General features: G+C 64.2%; 18 protein-coding genes and 2 CRISPR repeat arrays (1 of these 20 only partly in view). Of the genes, 6 read left to right on the top strand and 12 right to left on the bottom strand.

Annotated elements, in window-relative coordinates:
- Positions 1-2: 2 nt before the first annotated feature.
- From QFX32_05990 to QFX32_06010, 5 genes are read left to right on the top strand one after another with little or no spacing between them, the layout of a single operon-like run.
- Complete coding sequence (locus QFX32_05990; protein ID MDI9633591.1) at positions 3-1,559, top strand: MBL fold metallo-hydrolase; 1,557 nt, start codon at positions 3-5, stop codon at positions 1,557-1,559.
- Positions 1,549-2,046 (top strand): hypothetical protein, encoded by a 498-nt coding sequence (locus tag QFX32_05995; protein ID MDI9633592.1) that lies wholly within the window; start codon positions 1,549-1,551, stop codon positions 2,044-2,046. Before QFX32_05990 ends, QFX32_05995 begins: the two co-directional genes overlap by 11 nt.
- On the top strand, positions 2,036-3,046 hold the full coding sequence (locus QFX32_06000) for a hypothetical protein (GenBank protein ID MDI9633593.1): 1,011 nt from the start codon (positions 2,036-2,038) through the stop codon (positions 3,044-3,046). The genes QFX32_05995 and QFX32_06000 overlap by 11 nt, the downstream gene beginning before the upstream one ends.
- A complete protein-coding gene (locus QFX32_06005) occupies positions 3,010-3,804 on the top strand; it encodes an HAD family hydrolase (protein ID MDI9633594.1) in 795 nt (264 codons plus the stop codon). The genes QFX32_06000 and QFX32_06005 overlap by 37 nt, the downstream gene beginning before the upstream one ends.
- Before the next feature lie 6 nt (positions 3,805-3,810).
- Positions 3,811-4,851 (top strand): CAP domain-containing protein, encoded by a 1,041-nt coding sequence (locus QFX32_06010; protein MDI9633595.1) that lies wholly within the window; start codon positions 3,811-3,813, stop codon positions 4,849-4,851.
- 113 nt (positions 4,852-4,964) lie between these two features.
- Here QFX32_06010 and QFX32_06015 read toward each other — a convergent pair whose 3' ends face one another.
- Positions 4,965-5,180, bottom strand: a complete 216-nt coding sequence (locus QFX32_06015; protein MDI9633596.1) for a hypothetical protein — start codon at positions 5,178-5,180, stop codon at positions 4,965-4,967.
- A 1,189-nt stretch (positions 5,181-6,369) separates the two neighbouring features.
- Between QFX32_06015 and QFX32_06020 the strand changes: the two genes are divergently transcribed.
- A complete protein-coding gene (locus QFX32_06020) occupies positions 6,370-6,801 on the top strand; it encodes a hypothetical protein (protein MDI9633597.1) in 432 nt (143 codons plus the stop codon).
- Positions 6,802-7,205: 404 nt separating this feature from the next.
- On the opposite strand, the gene QFX32_06025 is transcribed toward QFX32_06020, so the two are convergent.
- From QFX32_06025 to cas10, 11 genes are all read right to left on the bottom strand, one after another.
- On the bottom strand, positions 7,206-8,435 hold the full coding sequence (locus QFX32_06025) for a M23 family metallopeptidase (protein ID MDI9633598.1): 1,230 nt from the start codon (positions 8,433-8,435) through the stop codon (positions 7,206-7,208).
- Between the two features lie 257 nt (positions 8,436-8,692).
- Positions 8,693-10,225: a CRISPR direct-repeat array (repeat unit 37 nt; unit sequence GTTGCAGTCCTTGTTTTTGTGGAACCCCTTGTGCAAC).
- Positions 10,226-10,393: 168 nt separating this feature from the next.
- On the bottom strand, positions 10,394-10,705 hold the full coding sequence (gene cas2, locus QFX32_06030; protein MDI9633599.1) for a CRISPR-associated endonuclease Cas2: 312 nt from the start codon (positions 10,703-10,705) through the stop codon (positions 10,394-10,396).
- Positions 10,702-11,706, bottom strand: coding sequence for a CRISPR-associated endonuclease Cas1 (cas1, locus tag QFX32_06035; GenBank protein MDI9633600.1), 1,005 nt, complete (start codon positions 11,704-11,706; stop codon positions 10,702-10,704). The genes cas2 and cas1 overlap by 4 nt, the downstream gene beginning before the upstream one ends.
- Before the next feature lie 70 nt (positions 11,707-11,776).
- Complete coding sequence (gene csx2, locus QFX32_06040) at positions 11,777-13,012, bottom strand: TIGR02221 family CRISPR-associated protein (protein MDI9633601.1); 1,236 nt, start codon at positions 13,010-13,012, stop codon at positions 11,777-11,779.
- Positions 13,009-13,755: a CRISPR-associated protein Csx14 gene (locus tag QFX32_06045; protein MDI9633602.1), complete on the bottom strand. Its 747-nt coding sequence runs from the start codon at positions 13,753-13,755 to the stop codon at positions 13,009-13,011. The genes csx2 and QFX32_06045 overlap by 4 nt, the downstream gene beginning before the upstream one ends.
- Positions 13,756-13,761: 6 nt before the next feature.
- Positions 13,762-14,547 carry a CRISPR-associated endonuclease Cas6 gene (locus QFX32_06050; protein ID MDI9633603.1) on the bottom strand — a complete coding sequence of 262 codons (786 nt, stop codon included), beginning with the start codon at positions 14,545-14,547 and terminating at the stop codon, positions 13,762-13,764.
- Entirely contained in the window at positions 14,544-15,725 is a 1,182-nt protein-coding gene (gene csm5 / locus QFX32_06055; GenBank protein ID MDI9633604.1) for a type III-A CRISPR-associated RAMP protein Csm5, read from the bottom strand. Before csm5 ends, QFX32_06050 begins: the two co-directional genes overlap by 4 nt.
- Positions 15,722-16,645 carry a type III-A CRISPR-associated RAMP protein Csm4 gene (gene csm4 / locus QFX32_06060; GenBank protein ID MDI9633605.1) on the bottom strand — a complete coding sequence of 308 codons (924 nt, stop codon included), beginning with the start codon at positions 16,643-16,645 and terminating at the stop codon, positions 15,722-15,724. Before csm4 ends, csm5 begins: the two co-directional genes overlap by 4 nt.
- Positions 16,646-16,660: 15 nt before the next feature.
- Positions 16,661-17,401: a type III-A CRISPR-associated RAMP protein Csm3 gene (gene csm3, locus QFX32_06065; GenBank protein MDI9633606.1), complete on the bottom strand. Its 741-nt coding sequence runs from the start codon at positions 17,399-17,401 to the stop codon at positions 16,661-16,663.
- Positions 17,402-17,920, bottom strand: coding sequence for a type III-A CRISPR-associated protein Csm2 (gene csm2, locus QFX32_06070; GenBank protein ID MDI9633607.1), 519 nt, complete (start codon positions 17,918-17,920; stop codon positions 17,402-17,404).
- Positions 17,921-17,924: 4 nt separating this feature from the next.
- Positions 17,925-20,375: a type III-A CRISPR-associated protein Cas10/Csm1 gene (gene cas10, locus QFX32_06075; protein MDI9633608.1), complete on the bottom strand. Its 2,451-nt coding sequence runs from the start codon at positions 20,373-20,375 to the stop codon at positions 17,925-17,927.
- A gap of 206 nt (positions 20,376-20,581) precedes the next feature.
- Positions 20,582-21,019: a CRISPR direct-repeat array (repeat unit 37 nt; unit sequence GTTGCAGTCCTTGTTTTTGTGGAACCCCTTGTGCAAC); it runs 653 nt beyond the window's last position.

Here is a 21,019-nt window from a genome sequence, read left to right on the forward strand (position 1 = left end):
GGGTGACCGCGATCACCGTGCACGACGGCGCCATGGGGATCGGCGGGAACAAGATCCTCGTCGAGGAGGGGGACGCAGCCGTCTTCCTCGACTTCGGGAAGAACTTCGGGAAGTACGGGTACTACTTCGAGGAGTTCCTCACGAACAGGGACACGCGCGGGATCCACGACCTCTACCACCTCGACCTCGTCCCGCGGCTGAACGTCTACCGCGCAGACCTCGTCCCCTCCGACCTCCGGCTGGACGGCCACCCTTCCCCCCGCGTGAAGGCCGTCCTCGCGAGCCACGCCCACGCCGACCACGTGGGGAACGTCGGGCTCCTCGACCTCTCGATCCCGGTCGCGGGATCGCCCCTCACCCTCGCCATCATGAAGGCGATGCAGGACACCTCGCAGAACGCGGGCATCAAGGCCGAGGCCTGCTACGTCTCGCCGAGGGACGCCGCGGACGGATCCGGCCTCGTCCTCCGCGCCGCGAGTAACCGCCCGCACAGGGCCCGGGTGGCCGCCTGCACCGCCCCTCCCCGCGGGGCGCTCGTCGAATTCCTCTCGCGGCGGCCCGGGCAGGACGCGCCGAAGGCAAAGAGATTCGAGCCCGCGGACTGCCTCCCGCTCGACGCGCTCGCCCTCCCCTTCGACGTCGCCGCGCACGAGGTGGACCACTCGATCTACGGGGCGACCGCGTACGTCCTCCGCGGCGACGTCACCGTCGCGTACACGGGCGACATCCGGCTCCACGGGGCGCACGGGGAGAAGACCCGCGACTTCGCCTCCCGGGCGCGGGACGCGACCGTCCTCGTCATCGAGGGGACGCGGGCGGGCCGCGGGGAGGACCCCGGCGGGGAGGGGGGATCCCGCACGGGCGAGCGGGACGTGCACGAGACCTGCAGGGCCGCCTGCGAGGATGCCCGCGGCCTCGTCATCGCGGACTTCTCGCCGAGGAACTTCGAGCGGCTCGAGACCTTCCTCCGGATCGCACGCGAGACGGGGCGCAGCCTCGTCGTCACCCCCAAGGACATCTACCTCCTCCGCGCGATGGAGTGCGCCGACGGGATCCCGCGGACGGGATCGCTCCTCGTCTACGACGAGCTCTCCGACGGGAAGAACAGGAAGTGGGAGTCGGAGGTCGTCGTGCCGCTCGCGGGCGACCGGTACGTCGGCCCCGGCACGATCCGCGCCGACCCGGACGGCTACATCCTCTGCTTCTCGTTCTTCGACGTAAAGCATCTCCTCGACATCAAGCCGGAGGGCGGGCTGTACATCTACTCGGCGTGCGAGGCGTTCTCCGAGGAGATGGAGATCGACTTTTGGCGGCTGTGGAACTGGATCCGGCGGTTCGGGATGGAGGCGAGGGGATTTTCCGTCGGAAAGGACGGGAAGCCCACGTTCGAGCCGGGGTTCCACGCCTCGGGCCACGCGCCGCCGCGGGACCTCGCGTGGATCATCGACCGGGTCGACCCCGACGTCCTCGTCCCGGTCCACACGACGAACCACGCGTGGTTTTCGGAGAACTTCGGGAGCACGAGGATCGTGCGGGACGGGGAGAGGCTTGAGTTCTAGGCGGACCTACGTGACGCTGCTCGGGCGCTCGTCCTGGGCGCTCCTCAACGCGTACTACGCGGTCTGCAGGGAGGCCCGCTACTTCCCAGACGAGGTCGCGGTCGTCGCGGAGGAACCGTTCCGCGACCAGGAGGGGCCGGTCACCGGGGGCATCCGGGCAATCTCGGAACACTTCGGGTTCTCGCCGGAGGTCGGGTGCATCCCGGTCGCGCGGGGGGACATGGTCGACGCGTTCCGCAGGGTCCACGGGCTCGTCACCGCGAGGAAAGGGGAGGGCTGCGAGGTCGCGATCGACATCACGCCGGGGAGGAAGGCGGTGGTCGCGGCGCTCCTCCTCCCGGTCACGCTGCGGGACGTCGACCACGTCTTCTACCTCGAGATCGCGACGACCCGGGACGCCGCGAGGCCCTACCAGATGATCCCCCGGCAGTTCCACAGGCTCCACGACTTCTCGGCCGAGGCGCGGGAGGCGGCACATGGGAAGTGACGTGATCATCGACGCCGCCGAGGTTCAGGTCGTCCTCAACCTCCTCCCGGGGAGGGTCGAGGTGAAGTACCCGCTCTACGGCTTTCCCCTCCTCGTGCTCCGGGAGACGCAGGCCGGGTACTCGCTCTCCTGCCCCTGCACCCGGGAGGACTTCGAGCGGGCCCGGGAACCGTTCGGCGAGTGTGCGCCCGAGCTCCCGTCCTACGCCGACCTCGTCCAGTCGGTGCTCGCCGCCGGGATCGCCCGGTTCGCAAACGAGGAGGCGTTTGCCCGCCTGAAGGAGTCTGTCCCGCTCATGAACAGGGAGGCCCTCTTCTCGCCCGACACGAACATGTTCTACCTCGGGTTCCCCTCGCGGGCGGGCATCCCGCGGGACCGGTACGTCGTCGTGCACACCGTCCTTGACGAGATCGAGGCCGCCCTGAACGAGAAGTACTCCCCCGGGGAGATATCCCGGGCAAAGAGGGCGGCCCGGTTCGGCGGGAGGGTGCTGGACGAGCTCGTCAACCAGAAGACGAAGCGCTCGCGGCTCGCCGCGTACAACGCGCTCACGGAGTTAGAGAGGATCCGGGACGGGGCGCGGCTCGTCCGCGGCAGGGGGGAGGGGAGCTCGGACAGGGAGGGAAACGACCTCCTCATCGTGAAGGCGCTCTCGGAGTTCCAGAGGGACGCGTACTGCACGGTCGTCCACCTCACCGCGGACAAGAACGTCGCGGACCTCTGCAGGGCGGAGGGCATCGCCCACTTCCTCTTCGAGTACCCTCACGAGCTGAGCGCGCGGGAATGCACGCCGGCGGCCGCGGTCGAGTGTATCTTCCGCCTCGCGGTCGCGTGCGGGGTCGTGAAGGTCGGCCCCGTCCTCCTCTACGGGGAGTTCCGCGGGAAGGGGACGGCGAGGCGGAGCCTCAAGATGGTGACCGAGAACGAGGCCCTCGCGGAGGAAGCAGGGAGGGAGATATCGCTGTGCAGGAAGCTGTCCGCGCTGCCCCTCTCCGGGTGAGCGCCGTCCTCTTCGACATGGACAACACGCTCCTCGATTTTTCCGGGGCGATGCGAACCGCGTGCGAAGCGGTGTGCGGGCTGCTTGGGACCGGCCGGGCAGGGGACCTGTACGCGCTCTTCCTGCGGGACGGCGGGAGGTCGATCGAGGACCACGAGGTCCACGTCCGGGAATTCGCGGGAGGACACGGTGTTTCCTCTGCCGGGCTCCTCGCCACGGCCTGCAGGCTCTACGAGGAGGTGCTGCTCGGGAGCCTCGCCCCGTACCCCGGTGTGCGGGAGACGCTCCGGGCGCTGCGGGAGAGGGGTCTCTTTCTCTCGGTCGTGACCGACGCGCGCCGAAAGAACGCGGAAGCCCGGCTGGAGAGGGCGGGGCTTTCGGGGTTCTTCCCCCTCGTCGTGACGGCGGAGGATGCCGGTGCCCGCAAACCAAACCCCGCGATCTTCTCCCACGCGGTCCGGCTGCTCTCCGTCCCCCCGTCGCGGGTCCTCGTGGTGGGCGACAGCCTCCGGCGGGACATCGCGCCGGCGAAGGCGATAGGGGCGCGGACGGCGCACGCGAGGTACGGCGACCGGAACGCCCACGAGGACGGCGGCGGGGTCACGGCGGACGTGACGCTCTCGGACATCCGGGACCTCCTCGCGGTGGTCGCGGGGGTGGGGGAGGGAGAGGGGGGTGGAAGCATGGTCCCGGTAGGGATACCGGGATGCGGGTCGAGGGTGGGCACCGTGCCGCGAGACGACCGACGCGCGGGGTGACCCGGGGTGGCCCGCGGGAGATCCCGGCGCGACGCCCACGCCGCCTCGAAGGCCCTGCTCGCGGTATCGCTCCTCGTCCTTTCGTGCGCGTTCCTCGTCCCGCTCCCGCCCGCGTTCTCCACCGCCGGCCTCGCCGGGATCGTCGCCTCGTTCTTCCTCTTCGGGATCGAGGGGTACTCCCGCGCACCCCCGGGGTACCGGAGCCCGCCCCGTCTCGCCGCGTGGCTCCTCGTCCCGGCCCTCGCGGCACTGTTCGCCTATTCCCGCGGGAGCGACTGGACGGTCCTTGGCGCGCATCTCTCCTCCCTCGCGGTGCTCGGCCTCCTCGCGTGCGCTGCCGCCTCCGTCTCCTTCCACAGGCGGAGGCCATCCCGGGCGCTCGCGATCGCGGCCTTCGTCGCGGTGTCCGCCCTCTCGGCTTTCACCCTCGCGGCGGCGATCTCCCCGCAATCCCCGCTCCCGCCGACGGGGATGCCGGGCGACGGCAAGAGTCCCGTCCCTCCGACCCTGCCACCCCCGGGAACGACGGCCCGCACGCCCCCGCGGACGCCCTCGCCCGTCCCCCCGCCCCGCGTGGACACTCCCGCGGACACGGCCAAAATCGAGCAGGAGATCTACCGGCTGGCGAACGCCGAGAGGGCAAAGGCGGGGCTCCCCGCGCTCGCGTGGGACGGGCGGCTCGCGGAGGTCGCCCGGGAGCACAGCAGGGACATGGCCGCGGGCGGGTACTTCTCGCACACGAACCCCCGCGGCGAGGGGCCGGACGAGCGGGCGGCACGGCACGGATACCCCACGCGCAAGCCCCTCCCGGGCGGCGCGTACATGGTCGGGATCGGGGAGAACATCGGGAAGATGCCGACCGGAAAGGTCCTCGGGATCGGGTACGTCCCGCCCGACGCGGGGAGCATCGCCCGCGCCCAGGTGCAGTCGTGGATGGCGAGCCCGGGCCACAGGGCAAACATCCTCGACCCGGATTACACCGTCACCGGCGTCGGCGTCGCGTATGACGGGAGCCTGTACTACGTCTCGACGCAGGACTTCCAGTGAGCGTCGGGGTGGGGGGTGCAGTCGTTGTTCCCGCGGGAAAAAAAGGGGGACCCCTCACGAGAGCAGTGAGAGCCGAATTCGAAAGGTAATGTGAATTTAGCTCCCTCCCCAAATCACCACTCAGCCAACCGCTGTAATCGAATCTCATCGCCAAATCCCAGAGAAATAACGAGCCCGGGTAAAAGTACATTCAGGCAGACCGTCTTTTTCACAGGTCGCGTCGTATACTTGTGGATCCTCTTCAAACCGAATGCATTTTTCGCCGTTTTGAAGACATCCTCGATGAGGGATCTCTTCTCCCCGAGTTGGATCTCGTCGCGGAGGTACATCACCAACCGGCGTGCAGGGAAGTGTATCTCTGGAGGAGCTGTTTCGTATCAGACCTCCCGGAAATCCAGAGGGGAAAATTGAGTTTCCTGAGCAGTTTGGACAATGAAAAGTTCTTCCTTGCAAAAATCATCGGGACGATGCTGAACGCGAAGATTCCCTCCACGTAGTTATCGTACGCGCAGCATCCCTTATCGAAAACGACTGTATCTCCAATCTGAACGATTCTGCGCCTTTTCAATTCACTTACGATCTCGCGGAAAATGACAGAATCGTGGGGAGATCCCGAATGGAGAAGAAACAGAACGGCTGCAGGGAATGCGCGTCGAGTGCGAGAGTAAGTTTGTCGCCGATATAGTGGCCTTGGGTGGGACAATACCCCCACGCGTAGTCCCCGTTCTCCCGCTGTTTCTTCGTATACTTTTTCCTGAACCAGTTCAAATCGAGGGTAAGCGTGGTTGCATCCACGATACACATGTCCTTCCCCCGTCTCCTCCTCCTCGTGCAACAGGAATTGAGGATCCCGTTCACGAGGGGAATGAACTGGGTTTCATCGAACCTGCCCAGTGTTTTAGAGACTGGAATCGACCGTGGGAACCGTGTGAATGTCCAGGAATTTGCGGAATCTCCCGCGATTCACCAATTCCTGGATGACAAAGGGACAATCACAAGAGAAACACATCGCGGTGTGAACGATCACGATTGCATCTAAGGTTGCGGGAACGGGCTCAATCTCGTTTTTCGCAGATACCTGTTGGGCGGGACGCCTGGAGACCAGTTCATGTACTCATTCGAGGAGAAACAATTTGGAACCTTGCAATTTACTGCCAGGAGGGATGCATTTTATTACCAAATACGTATTCTCCTCCGAGTACAATCAATTTTACAATTTATTCTCACGTATTTTCCGATTTAGGATTTTTTTCACATTGTACTATTGCACCAGGCGCTTGAATCTCTTGTGTATTGGTAATTGAGGAGATTATCATAGGTATCTTGGGTGATAGAATTAGAGGGAGCTAACACTATTATAGCGTGAGGAGAGAGTGAGTATCGTGATTTTGAAATGCACGAACAAAGCCTCTTCTCACGTGTGGGATTACCGAGGGGGCTCGCGATTCTATTTCACGTGTCCCCAGTGTTACCGCAAAGTGAGAATCCAGAAAGCCAAACTGAAGGAGTTGGACCAACATGATTCAGAAGTATAACATTGCCGAGTTGCTCATGATCACAAAGGAGGATGTTCATCTCCACGAACTCGTATGCATACCCCCTTATAACGACGAGGGCGAGATCTTCGATCTCCTGGATGAACTCTCGGAAAGTATAAAAGACAAAATGAAGCCAAAAATGACGGTGAAAGAGATAAAGAGCATCATATCGGAGTGGATTGACAAAAAAAATCGAAGAGAAACGCGCGAAACTCTAGGTCGCGGAGATTCCCGGAAGCGGTGCGTGAGTGGAGACGACGAGTATCCGGATGTGAGCCTCGCGAGGAACGAGGCGGAGCGCTTCGAGCCCGAGAAGCGCCGGATCAAGTGGGTCCGACGGCACGGATTTCGAATGCTGGATGAAGAGGGCTCCTGTACGTTGATCCATGCCCTAGGAGGCCCGCCCAAGTGAAAAAACGGGAGTGAAGGGAACGGCACGGTGGTATTTCGTCCGCGACGGGAAAGAGGTCGTGGAGTTGCAGTCCTCGTTTTTGTGGAACCATTTGTGCAACTCCTCCCGCGGAGGATGCGGCATCTCCCAATATATCGTTGCAGTCCTTGTTTTTTGGAGAACCATTTGTGCAACAGCGGAAATTTTGCCCTTTTTGCCGGGATCTCCCTGTAAACTTACATCTTTCCGAAACCTTTAAGTCCGGCACGGGCCCTCGGGGCCTCCCCGATACCTTGGACCCAGGCACGATAAGCGTTTTCCCTCCGTGGTGCAGGGTGAGCACCGGGAGAGGAGCCGAACGGCTCCCACCCCTCCCGCAGCTCTCCCGCGGGAAAAAAAACGGGGACCCGCCGCCCCCGGGGCGGTCAGGGGAACCGCACGACGACGTTGTTCTCCGGGAGGCGGTTCTCCTGGGGGACGGGCTCCCCGAGGAACGCGACGAAACTCCCGAACTCCTCCATCGCCCGCGCCGCCGAATAGCCGGGCTCGGAAAGCCTCTCCTCGAGCATCGACATGTTCACGGTGCCGATCACGTCGAAAGAACGGTACACGTGGGGGTATCCCTCGGAACCGAGGAACGAGGGACTGCCCGTCACGACCTGGAAGTGGAGGTGCGGGATGTCAGAGTTCCCGCTGTTGCCCATGAGGCCGATGACCTGCCCCTCCGCCACGGCGTCACCCCTCTCCACCCTCACGGACCCGTTCGCGAGGTGGGCGTAGCAGGCGTACTTCCCGCCCCCGAGGTCGAGGATCACGTAATTCCCCGACATCGTCGCGACGGTCGCCGGGGGAGCGGAGAAGACGCCCGGGATGTCCGGCAGGCCGTCGAGTGCGTCTGCGACCGTGCCGTTCCCGACCGCGAGGATCTCCCTGCCGAACCCGAGATAGTCCCTCGCGTCCGTCGCATTGTCCCCCGCGATCCTGCCCGTCGCCGGGTCGACGTAGATCCAGTCCTGCGCGTACCGCTGGGGGACGCGGGTCGTCCCGTTCACGGTCACCTGTGCCCTGAAGTGGTGCGTGGAGGGCGACGTCGTCTCCGTGGCGACCCAGCCGGGACCGCGCACCGGCGCACCGACGACAACGGGCACAAGGTCTTTCCTCACGGCCACCTCCCCGGTGGCAACGACCGCGGATGGAGCCCCGGCAGCGGGAGTCACGTCCAGGACGACGCGGTGGGAGAGGCGGTCAGGGACGGGGCCCGGGGGGAGGACGAGCCAGAGGGAGATCCGGGGGACCGTGAGTTTCGCGGTGCCGTTCTCGCGCTCGGACTCCGCGGGGGGAGGGACGGATGCGGGGTGGAAGAGCGCCGCGAGCACGTCGCCCTCCGCCGCAAACAGCGTCTTTCCCGTCGCGGGGTCGACTACCTCGACGGACTGCGGCACGGCGGTCACGCCCTCAGGGACGCGGAGTTCGAGCTCGTAGGCGAGGTTGGTCCCGTTCATGCTCCCGACGGGCACGGGGGGGAAGGGGACCGCGAGGGCCACGGTGCCGGTCACGGGCGCGTTCTGCCCGGCGGCGGGGGCCTGCGTGCACCCCGCGGAGAGGACGAGGGCGATTGCGAGGAGGACTGCGGGGAGGACGGGGGAGAATCGCATGGGAAACACGGGGAGAGCTCGGCGCGGGGGACGATAAAGGGAACCTGTCGCCCGGGGGGAGACGGGGGGATCCCGGCATTCGGAACGCGGCAGGGCACGGGGGATTGGGGAGGCCCCGCACGCCCGGCCCAAGGACCGGCCGGCAGGTGATCCGGGGACGGATCCCCGCGAACCCGGGGCGGCGCGCACAACCTGCCCGGATACCGCGAGGCAGGGATGCCGGGTGCGTGATGGGGCGCCGGGTGAGGAGCCGCACGGCTGCGGTCCTTGTTTTTGTGGAACGCCGTGTGCAACCGATCCAAATGGGAAGTAAAACGTTCTCCATTAGAGGAGTTGCAGTCCTTGTTTTTGTGGAACCCCTTGTGCAACATCATCCGGAGGCTTGATGATGGTGGCACCTGGCAGTTGCAGTCCTTGTTTTTGTGGAACGCCGTGTGCAACCGATCCAAATGGGAAGTAAAACGTTCTCCATTAGAGGAGTTGCAGTCCTTGTTTTTGTGGAACCCCTTGTGCAACATTACAGTGGATGCAACATGACATTTTTCACGACAATTGTTGCAGTCCTTGTTTTTGTGGAACCCCTTGTGCAACAGGAGAGGTTGCTCTCCCTCTCGCGTCGGATTGAAGAGGTTGCAGTCCTTGTTTTTGTGGAACCCCTTGTGCAACAAGATCACCAGAATCGCTTGAAATGTGGGCAAAGAGGTAGTTGCAGTCCTTGTTTTTGTGGAACCCCTTGTGCAACAGAATGGGGAATGGGACGAAGAGGGATTCAATTATTAGTTGCAGTCCTTGTTTTTGTGGAACCCCTTGTGCAACACCGTCGAGGTGTGGAGGCAAAGGGAGGATTATTTAATGTTGCAGTCCTTGTTTTTGTGGAACCCCTTGTGCAACGGCTTGGAGGCGGGCTCGTTGGGAACGTGCTCGCGGGGGTTGCAGTCCTTGTTTTTGTGGAACCCCTTGTGCAACTCTATAACGGTCGAGACAGATGACTGGTATGAGGAGAGGTTGCAGTCCTTGTTTTTGTGGAACCCCTTGTGCAACCCCCGCAGACCCGGCCCCGCAGACCCCGCGAATCCGCGAGTTGCAGTCCTTGTTTTTGTGGAACCCCTTGTGCAACAAGAATTCCCACCTCTTGGGTTGTATTCCATAATAATCTATGTTGCAGTCCTTGTTTTTGTGGAACCCCTTGTGCAACTTTAGAAAGGAAAGCCTCCCAATTAGAAGAGGCGGGGTTGCAGTCCTTGTTTTTGTGGAACCCCTTGTGCAACTGGGAAGGATGGTTATGTTTGGGCGGCCCCAATGAAGGCGTTGCAGTCCTTGTTTTTGTGGAACCCCTTGTGCAACGATGGCCTTCTTGTCAGCAAATTGGTCACAAAAGATATTGTTGCAGTCCTTGTTTTTGTGGAACCCCTTGTGCAACTTTCAAGAAGTTTTCTCGTTGCTGCGATGATCTTCTCTGTTGCAGTCCTTGTTTTTGTGGAACCCCTTGTGCAACAAAGGGGCTACACGATAATAATCCGGAGGCTTGAGTCGTTGCAGTCCTTGTTTTTGTGGAACCCCTTGTGCAACATGATGAACGAGTGTAGCTTCTGTGGGAATACAATTCCGTTGCAGTCCTTGTTTTTGTGGAACCCCTTGTGCAACCAAATATTAGTGTTGGTAATACTGGGGATAGGAATTGTTGCAGTCCTTGTTTTTGTGGAACCCCTTGTGCAACCGTAGAGAGTTACTACCGTCAGAAGGTAGAGTTATCGTTGCAGTCCTTGTTTTTGTGGAACCCCTTGTGCAACAGCGGAAATTTTGCCCCTTTTGCCGAGATCTCCACGTTTACCCCCATCTTCCCGAAACCTTTAAGTCCGGTACGAGGGGTATGCGGTGGGACACGGAGCTGGTGGGGGTGCAGGGGAGATAATCGTTTCCCCTGCGGGACCGCGGTCCTGTAATCCCGCATCACCTCTTCACCCGATGATCACGAGCCGCGGGTACCGGACGTCCTCCGGGGAGAACGGCCTTCCCGCCGAGGTGACGTTCGCGAGGCATTTCTCGCAGACGGTCAGGAAGAGGACGGATCGCACTCCCCCGTCCCCCTCCTCCCCCGGCTCCGCGAGGATCTCCCGCACCTTCTCTTCCAGTTCCCTGAGGGTGGAGGGGGAGATCTCCCCGCAGAAGACACTCTTCTGGACCCTCACGAGGCCGTGGTTGAGGCACTGGGACGCGACCCTGCTGCGCGCGTGGTCCTCCCCGATGTCGTAGAATACCCACGCCATCATCTCCCGTACCCCCACCGGAACGCGGTATAAGGCGATCCCTCCCGCAGGGACCTCGCGAGGGAGTGGATGTTCTCCCCGATGGCAGCCCGGAACGACGCCTCCCTCCCGTCGATGGGACGCGCATCGTCGAGCCGGGAGAAGACAGCGACCGTCACGGTCCGCTTCGCGTCGGGCGAGAGGTATCCCCTCCCGTCCATGTCGCCGGCCGAGATTTCACCGCGGACGGCGAGGGAGAGGATTGCCCGGTCGACGACGGGCTGCCGGAACTGCTCGATGAGGTCGTACACGAGGGAGAGATGCCCGTACCGGTCGGCGTGCAGGAACCCGGCGTGCGGGTCGAGGCCGGCGAGGATGCACGCCCTCTCGACCTCCGCGTACAGGATCCCGTAGCCGTAGTTGAGGCACGCGTTGAAGGCATCTGCCGCCGGGTGCCGTGTCCTCGTCCCGAGGTAGAGCGGAGGGGGGATGACGCGGGCGAGTGCCGCAAAGTAATGCCGCGAGGCATTCCCCTCGGCACCCCGGAGGAGAGGCGCATCGCGGGGGAGGATCCCGGCCTGCGGGACTGACGGGACCGCGGCGAGGATTCTCTCTCCCTCTGCCCTGAGCGTCTCGTCGCCTCTCCTCCTCCCGAGTGCGGCGAGGAGGTGCCCCATGTTGTGCACCTTCGCGCGGGTCACCTCCGCGACGAGGGCATAGCCCTCCGGCCGGTTCGCGGCGAGGAGCTGCGCCCGCCGCGTCTCCGCTATCCCCTTCCCGTGGCAGGGGACGACCCTGCAGGACGGGGCACCGTGCGGCAGGCAGAAGACGACGTCGATCCCCTCCTCCGCGGCGAGGCGGAGCGCGGCGGACGTGACCGTCGCCTCCCCGGAGACGAGGATCTGCCGGACGACTCCCGCGGGAAACTCCCTCGTCTCACCCTCGTGGGCGAGGACGAACCTGTTCTCCTTCTTCCGCAGGGACGCCCCGTATCCCTGCACGACGATATCTGTCGATCTCTCCATGCGCACCCCCTCGGTCACCCGGGGGAAAAATGCGCCGCGGGGATGTGGTAAATCCCCGCGGCCGGGAGATTCACGCGCGGGGAGGGAGGAAGAGTGTCTCCAGCTCTTCGAGGATCCCCGGGATCTCCCCGATCTCCTGCACGCTGTTCCTCGACTTCTTTGGGGTTTTGTTCATCCCGCAGTGCGCGATGTCGTTGCGGATATTCGCGATCCTGTTCCAGGCATCGACAAGCGACTTTCCCGCGGTGTGCCGGGCGACCCAGTCGTAGTACTCGGTGGGCTTGAATTTCTCCCCCCTCTTCTCCTTCAAGTGGGCATTGAGTCCTTGCTCGGCGGCCTCGCGCACCTCTTTCTCGAGCCACCCCTCCCCCTCCCCTCGCGCGACGATGGCGAGCGAGACGATCCACTCCCGGGCGAGCGTGACCGCCTGCATGTAGAGGCCCCTCTCGACTTGGTACCCGACCAGCCGCCGCTGGGCCTGCAGGTGGGGGATTCCGATCTCTCCCCCTCCTCCCGGGTAGTCTGCCGCGAGGTCCCCGATAGCCTCGACCCGGTCGAGGATGCAGCCGAGGGGCGGCGCGAGCCTCGCGGCCTCGCCGCGGGCACCGGGGAGGAGATCGCGGATCCTCCCCGCGAAATTCCCCGCCTCCACAGGCCTTGACATCCGCGCCGCGAGCGTGAACGCCTCGAGGCGAGCAGCGAATTCCCGGAGACTCGCGAGCCCCCGGTCTCCCCTCTCCTCCCGGAACTCCCGGGCGACGCTCTCGTCCACGATCCCCCTGATCCCGGACGCGTCCCCGTGGACCGCGAACGACCGCACCGCGCCCATCCAGTCGAGGATGCGCACGAAGGGCGTCAGGTCAAAGACAGGCGTCTTGTCCCCCTCCCGCGCCTCCAACGCGCCGTAGACCACGGCCTCGAGACGTGCCCCCCGGACCTCCCGGATGTACGCCGACGAGAGGAACGCGATGAACGGGAGCGACCGGAACCCGTGGGTGATGTCGAACACGATCGCGTCCTCCTCGCCGACCGTTCCCGCGACCGTCGAGAAGATTTCCCAGAGCTCGGGCTCGGATCGGCCGGAGGGGATCCTCACCTCCTCGCACGCCGGGACCCGCCGGGCGACCTCCGGCAGGTTCTTTTGGGACGCTTCCGCCGTCGAGAAGAGGACAACCCTCCCCGGGGAGAAGAACTCGGCGAGCGCCTCCTGGATCACGGGTGTCGTGACCTCGCGGCCTTGCCACGCGTAGACCGTCGGGACGAGCGGTCCGGCGCCCACGAAGGAGAGGAGCGTCCTCCTGCTCATCGGGAGAAAATCACCTCGAGGAACCGTTCCCCGTGGGGGCTGATCGCGTACGTGTTCCCGGTCCTCTCCATGAGGCCGTGGCGGCAGAGGAGCTCCTTGTCCTCGGCCGTGAGATTTTCGCCCTTCCCGCGGATCCCCGCGAGGAGGTACGCGAGGTAATCCCCCGGGTAGGGGAGCGTCGGGATCCGGACGATCCTGTACGACTGGCGCGGGGGGAACATGAGGGGTTCGAGCTCTGCCCTGTTCTCCTCGTAGAGGGCGGCGTGGGCAGCGGGTTCGTTGCTCTCCCCGAACCGCGCGATGAGCCGCCGGTTCCTCTCCAGCCTCTGGTTCATGATGTCCACGTCCGGGTTGACGACGTGGAAGACCCCGTCGACAGAGAGGAGCTGCCCCAGCAGGGCGAGGGTGATGCACATGTTCTTCCTCCCGCCCGCGACATTGAGGTACACCCTCTCGCAGTGGTACCGCTCGCGCTCCTCGCGGATCGTGGCTCCCGCCCGCCGCATGAAGTCGAAGTTCTGCTCCTCCGTGGAGATGTCATCGTAGGGCAGCTCGACCTCGTGGACGCGGATCCAGTGGAACCGCGAGGCGAGGGCAGCCCTCGCGAGGTGTGCGCCCGCGATGACCATGGGATGCGCTGTCGTGAAGAGGATCACGTCGGACACCGGCTCTCCAATCCCGTCGACGAACTCCGTGATGACCGGCGGGCTGAGGCCGATCGGACCAATCACTGCAGTTTTCATGGAAAATCACCTTGCGTGCTTCTCACCTACCGCGGCGGGATGGCGGGGGGATTCTCCTGCACCGGCCGGGGCATACTGCTTCTCCCCGCTCTTCTCCCCGCGGGCACCCCGTTTACCCCCCGCACCTTCCGCCACCCTCCTGACCGTCCCGAACCCCTGCGAGACGCCCTTGCCGATCCCGAGGTAGTCAGGCATGGAGAGGTTCACCCGGAACGACCCGAGGAACCCCGTCATCTCGACGCCCTTGTACCGTGTCCTGACCTTCTCGAGGTGACTGTGGACGGAGAGCCTCTCCCCGACCACGACGTTCAGGCCCTTTGCCATGGAGAGGAGGTTCCCCGTGAGGATCGCGTTGAGGAGATTTTTCTTCTCCCTCCAGTCACGCAGATCCCTCCACCTCTGGTAATTCTCCTGGTTCAGGCCGAGCCACGGGCTCACGAACCGGTACTCGACCATCTCCCTCTGGGGGACGAGGGGAACCTGCTGGTCGTACGTGACCTTCGCCGTGATCCTGTACTTCTTCCCCGCGAGGACGAGCTCGTCGATGCTGTCGGTGATCTCCCAGAGAACCCTCGCGCCCTCGAGGATCCCGAGGATCGAGGGCGTCCCGCCGATGACCTTGTACTGGACCATCGGGTAGGCGTAGAGCGGCCGGTCGAGGTGGTGGTGGAGGAGGGGGTACTGCGGGAATCTCCCCGCGATGTACCCCCGGAGGTTCGTCCCCGTCTCGGTGACCGGCCGGTCCGTGTGGAGGACGAGGTACCGGAGGGGGATCCGCATCCCGCCCCTCATCCTCCCTCCAGCGCGAGGCTTGCCCACCCGAGCGGCTGGCCCGTGACCGAGAACTCGAGGGACTTCGGGTACGGCGGTTCAAGGCCACTCGCTGTTGCCTTGCGTGTCACGCCCCGCCTGAGCCTGCACTTCGTGATGATATTTTCTGCGAGATCCCGGTCCTTCTCCTCGACGAGCCCTATCAGCGTCTGGTAGAGCGTCCCCGACGCGAACCCGAGCCGGACGAGGGGACCCTCCGAGAGCCACGACTGGACCTGCGAGAGGACGTCCGCGAATGCCCCGTCGCTGTCCCTGCGGGCGAGGGCCACCTCCTTCCCGAGGCACCACTGGCTCCACATGGTGAGCACCCGGCCGAGGTGGCGGGGGACGTCCCGCGTCTCCCCCGACGGGCTCACCCCAAGGAGCCTCCTTGACTTCTCCGGAAGGAACGGGAGGTCGTCTCCCTTCTCGAGGAGAGCGCCGATGGTCCCGAGCCCCCCGATCGACCCGGAGAACGTCCCCGAGACGCACTCGGCGTAAATCGTGTAGTTTTTCTCCTCGAGCCGGTCCCCGTGGAGGGAGTACGTCTTTATCCCCTCGCAGGTGAGCCGGTAATTCCCCGGCATGCAGTCGGAGACCTGGAGGAACCGGAGGAGGTCGTACTGGGCGTTGTACCTCCCCCTCTCGGGCTTCTTGAGCGCGAAGACCGAGGCAACGTACTCCATCCCTATTTTTTTCGGGTCGCACCGCTCCGCGCGTTCGAATTCCCTCCGGATGGCCGCCGGGAAATCCTGGTCCTCCCTCGCGTGCCACCAGAGGAGCGCCGTGCGGATCGCGCCCTTGAGGCTGCTTCCCGGGATGCAGGGGACCCCGCCGGTCTTCGCGCACTCCCGCACCTCCCCGGGATTCTCCTCGCCGCTCCGGTTCGTGACCCTGTAGAGGAGGTGGGGGCGCAGGTCGAGATGGTGATCTTTGATGAATTTCCCGAGGCTGAATTTCGAGGGGTCTTCCCGGGACTCGATCTCCTGTGCGAACTTCTCCGCGACGTCCGGCCCGGCGTCCCGGAGGAGGGAGGGGAGACTCACCCGCCAGAGGACCTGCTCGTTTCCCTCCCCCCGCATCTTCACGTACTCCGCGGGCAGGTACACGTTCCCGGTCCCCACGTGGACCGGGGTCCTCGTCGATACCTCGATCCTCATCCCACGCACCTCATCCCGACCGGGAACGCGATCCCGTACTCGACCATCGGGGGATTCTCCCGCACCCGGGCGATCTCGCCGTAGAACGGTCTGCCGGTGTTCCGGAAGACCGACCCCTCCGAGAGCATGATGACACGCCTCTTCGCAAACCCGTCCCGTGTCCTCCCGCGGACGGCAACGAGGTCGTACCAGATCTCCCCGCCGTACGCGGAGAGTGGGCCCGGGATGAACCGCGAGAGCGTCGCGAAGTATGGGGCATCGCGGGACGGGAGATCGGTCTTCTCAACCGACAGCCGGAACGCCCCCTGCCCCGTCGACCTCCGCGGGCCTATCCCCTCGTCCTCGAGGAGGCGGAGGGCTGCCATGACGGGAGCCTCCCACGAGGAGTCCCGGATGTCGAGGAGGAACCAGAGGCCTCCCCCTCCAAAGTGCATCCCCCTCGCGTGGTAGAACTCGAGGGACGCGGACGAGAGCCTGCTGATCACGTTGTGGGGGATATCGACCGCTGCAAAGGACCCCGCGGCGGCCCGGGACGAGAGGATCCCCGCCCGGGAATCGAGCCGAAACGACGAGATGTCCCGCACGAGCCCCTGGAGCGTGATCTTCCCCCCCGCGAGGCCATGGAATACCTCCCTGTCGACCCACCGTACCTTCCGGAGCTCCTTGTACACGTCGGATTTCACGCTGCCTGCAGCGTGGAAGGGGAGGATGGGCATCGGGAAGAGGTACACGCGCTCCTCCCCGCCGACGAACGGGAAGCAGGAGCTCACGTAGAGCGGCGGGGAGTCCGCGTACGCGTCGACGAGGGCCCCCGGGTCCTCGCCGAGTTCCGCCATCGCCCTGCAGATCGCGCCAAACAGCGTGTGCGACGGGAAAGACTCGGGGAACGTGGACCGCGGGGTCATCGAGACCGCGAGCATGCGCGTGCCCCTCTCTCACAGCCTGCCGAGGATCTCGCGGGGGGTTCTCGCGCCCTCCGTCCGGGCGACGGGCCGCCAGTCGGCCCCGGTCCTGTAGTCCTCGGCGAGCTTCTCCCGGAGGGTGACGTCCCTGAACGAGACTTTCCCCGACCCCCTGCTCCCGTATCCCCCGAGGTAGTTGTCCTCGAGGAGGACCATCCCCTCGAAGAGGAGCCGCAGCCGCTCCTCGTCTTTTGGCTCGTACACCGAGAAGACCATCTCGCACGTGAACTCCGAGCCCGCGGGGACCCGCTCGACGAACCGCGGGTCTGCACGCGACGTGATCCGGTTGATGTAGTTCTCGCCCTTGATCTCGGTCCCGTGGAGGATGTCGTCCTTCTCGTCCCACGCCTCGATGGTCTTCTCCGTGGGGAAGCTGTCCCTCACGACGAGGCGGGTGGGACCTGCCTCGATCTCCTTTGCCGCTCCCCTCCCGAACGCGATGCACAGGTCGCACTCCGGGTCCTCGCAGTTGTGGGGTTTGCCATCATTCGAGAGCCATTTCCTGCCGTGCTTGAGCTCGAGGAGAGAGCGCATCTTGCCCTTGATCGAGGATCCCGGGATGTAGGGGTAGCCGGTTATCCTGTTCATGATGACGGGGGAGTCCGTCCCCCCGATCTTGAGGGACTCTGCAACGCCGCCGATGTGCAGCCCGGTCTCGAGCCGGATGGTCCCACTGACGAGGTAATTCCTGATGAGCGTGAGATCTTTTCCCATCTACTTGCCCCCGTGGTACTTGTGGTACGCGACGATCGACTGGAGAATGTCCACGAAGCGGTCGTAGTTCGCGCGGACCTGGTCTTCCTTCGCTCCCTCGGGCGCGATCCTCTCGAGGCACGCGGAGATGAGGTCGAAGAACTCGTCGGGGATGAGCTTGCGGCCCTTCGCGTAGGCGAGCCCCGGGCGGATCATGTGGAAATCGGCCCTGATGCTCTCCCAGCCCTTCGTCTTGAGGATCTCCTGGTTCGTGATGATCTTGTCGAAGAATTTCCGCAGCTGCGTCGCCTTGAGCTGGTCCTTGTGCCTCTTCGCGAACCTCTCCGCGAGCCCCTCCTCCCTCGTGATCTCCTCGATCGGGAGATCGGAGAGGTTCCTGCACGCCTTTACCTTCTGGATGATCTCGTCATCATCCCCCCGCCCGGGATTGCCCCGCGGGGGAATGTGGGAGGGCTGGGAGGGATTGGTCCCCCGGCCCTGGGGGGAGTTACCGTCCCGTGGTCTCTCGATGGATGACAACTTCTCACCTTCCGAGTCTCTTCTCGCCGCGCAGGGAGAGGCTGGTGATGTACACCGGCAGCCTGATCCACGGGAAGGCCGGGACGACCAGTTCCTCCACTTCCCCGCGGTATCTCTCTTCGATGTTCCTCTTCACCATGTACTTGAGGAGGGGGAGGAACCTCTTTGAGGAGAGGAGCCTCTCCCGCTCCACCTTCTGCTCTCTTGGCATGCTCTTTGCCCCCTTGCCCCGGGTGGGCAGGAACGACTGCTCCCAGAGGGCGAGGAACGCGTAGATCATGTTCTTCGGGATGACCTTCCGCTCGACGAGCTCCCTCATCTTCCCGCCCAGCGCGAGGAGGGAGGAGAGATCCTTCTCCCCCGTCCCGCCCGAGAACGGGACGCACTCGTCGAAGACCGCGATACGGGCCTTGCCCTTGTGCCCCTTTGCCTCCCGCAGGAGGTCGTCGGCGATGAGCACGGCCCTCGCGACGGGCAGGTGGGGGTCCACGACGGCGATCCCTGCCGAGAGCGTGATCGCGGGATTCTCGCAGACGAATTCCCGGAAACTCCTGTCGATCGCGCAGGCGAGGCTGATCGTGTCCTCCCACGGGCCGATGACGAAGAGGTCGTCGCCGCCGGCATACGTGATGGAGAACTTCGGGACCGCGTACTTCTCCCCGCAGGAACGGCAGGGGCCGGGGTGCTCGTAAAACGTCCGCGTCCCTCCCCCGCTCCCCTCGTCCTCTGCCGTGACCTCGACCACTATCTCCCGTGTCTTTCCGGGCAGGCAGGCCTCGCAGAGGGCCGAGTAGACCACGTACCGCCGGCAGATCTCGTTGAGGTACCCGGAGAAGAAGAACTGGAGCTGGCTCGAGAGCGCGTGGATCCGCGAGATCGAGCGGAGTTTCTCGTCGATTCCCTCCGCGAATATCGCGCCGAGGTTGTCCACGTCCGCCTTGAGGTAGCCGAGGCGCGGCGCGCCGCGGGCGAGCTGTGCCACCTCCGAAAAGGTGAGGAGGTCCCTGCCGGCGAGCGGGACGGTGTTCCCCGCGAAGAGGAAACCGGATCCCCCGGGGTGGTCCGCCTGTACATCTGTCGAGTTGAGCGCGTGGACCTCGCCCGCGAACCCTGGGGGGAGTTTCTCGACGAGGTCGTAGGAGGCGCGGAGGCCGAGGTCTGCGAAGGAGAAACGGAGCCCGTCCCCCGCGAGGAGGAATTTTGCCCGCGCGAGCCGCGTCCCGAGGTCGAGGAACGTGCGGCAGTCCTCGCACTCGTCACCTGCCCCCTTCACCTGCCCGCAGACGGGGCAGAGCATCGAGAGGGGGACCTCCTCTCCCGTCGGCCCGCCGGGCAGGTCGCAGCCGATGAACTTCTGCCGTTTCTTCGACGTGCCCGCGAGGGAGAGGCTCGTGCGGATGCTGGCGAACTCACGTGCCCTCTCACGGTCGGCCGCGTGCGTCGCCACGACGAGGGAGAGGCGCCCGTCCCACTTGCGCAGGAGCCCCTCGTTCACCCTCCTCTCGATGGCAGCGACCTTCCCGCGGTTTTCGGCGGTGTTCGGCGCGAGGATGAGGAAGTGGCCGCCGGTGTTCCAGAGGACGGCGGGCTCGAAGAGACCGCACTCCCGCACGATCTCGCGCGCGACGGCGTCGGAGAGGAGGGCGAGCCAGAACGACCGCGCCCTGAGGCGTTTTGCGGTCCCTTTCCGTGCCTGCTCGGGGATGACCGTCGAGAAGATGAACTTCTGGATCCCGGAGATGTCCCCCCCGACGAAGAGGAAAGGCATGTCCTTCTCCCCCGAAAGGAGGCAGTGGGCGATCGCTGCCGTGGTCTTGCAGTGGTCGTAGAGCGGGATGTCCGGCTCGTTCATGTACACCGCCGAGGGGATGCAGGAGGTGTACTTCCGCAGGAGCGAGAGGACCGTGAGGACCGGCGGGTCTCGCGGGAGGCCCGTGGCCTCGGCCTCGAAGGCCCTCCAGAGATTCCTGTACGCATCGCTCAAATTCCACAGTCCAAGGTCCCTCTGGCGGAGGGGGAACGGGGGGTCCTCCACCGAGAGGGGTTTTAGGGGGTAGACGAGGTCCGCCGGTCCCCCCGGTCCGCTACGGGTGCCGCGGTGGACGAGGGAGAAGACCGGTTTGAGGGCTTCTTTCACGACCTTGCCCGTTTCCCCGTCCTCTCTTTCCCGCCGGTCGATCGCGGAGGATAGCCCGTCTGCCTCCTTCACGATCCGGGCGAGGGGAGGGTTCCGCGAGGCGGCGGGGTTGTGGTGGGAGAGCACGAGGTCGGCGACGTCGGGGTCGTGGAGGACGTCCTCGATGAACTTCGCGCTCCACCGGGCGTGTGCCCCGTGCGCCCCGACGTCCCCGGCCGTCTCCCACTTCGTGCCGAGGGGCACGTTTGCCCTCTGCATGAATTTCCCGATGTCGTGGAAGAGCGATGCCAGGACCAGTTTCTTGGCAATCGTGTCCACGGAAGAGGATTTGCCTGATCTTACATAACGTTTACCAAGTGTTACCGCAGTACTACGAAATCCCCCTGCCGACTCCCCGTGTGACCGGTGGACGAGGGGCCCGCGGCACGACCGTTGCGGGAGAAGACCACAGGATAGGTTCCTCTTTCCGCGGAAGGCCGGTGGGGACCTCGAGCACGCGATACGAAGGACCGGTGCCCCGTCGGGTTCCCGTCCTTGTTCCCGTGGAATGACTTGTGCAACCAACGTAAGTGGTTGACTTGTTGGATAACGAATGAGTGGTTGTAGTCCTTGTTTTTGTGGAACCCCCTGTGCAACCGATCCAAATGGGAAGTAAAACGTTCTCTATTAGAGGAGTTGCAGTCCTTGTTTTTGTGGAACCCCTTGTGCAACGTTATAAGCCTAACCCAGTTGTATACGGCACACCAGCGTTGCAGTCCTTGTTTTTGTGGAACCCCTTGTGCAACTGCATTAAAATACGATTGGGACATGTTATGTCTGGAACTGTTGCAGTCCTTGTTTTTGTGGAACCCCTTGTGCAACCTGACTGTTTTCCTTTTTTCATTAGCACTGACTATTCCGTTGCAGTCCTTGTTTTTGTGGAACCCCTTGTGCAACTCAATATGCGACGAGTGCTACATGTA

The organism is Methanolinea sp. (genome assembly GCA_030055515.1).
Taxonomy (GTDB): domain Archaea; phylum Halobacteriota; class Methanomicrobia; order Methanomicrobiales; family Methanospirillaceae; genus Methanolinea_A.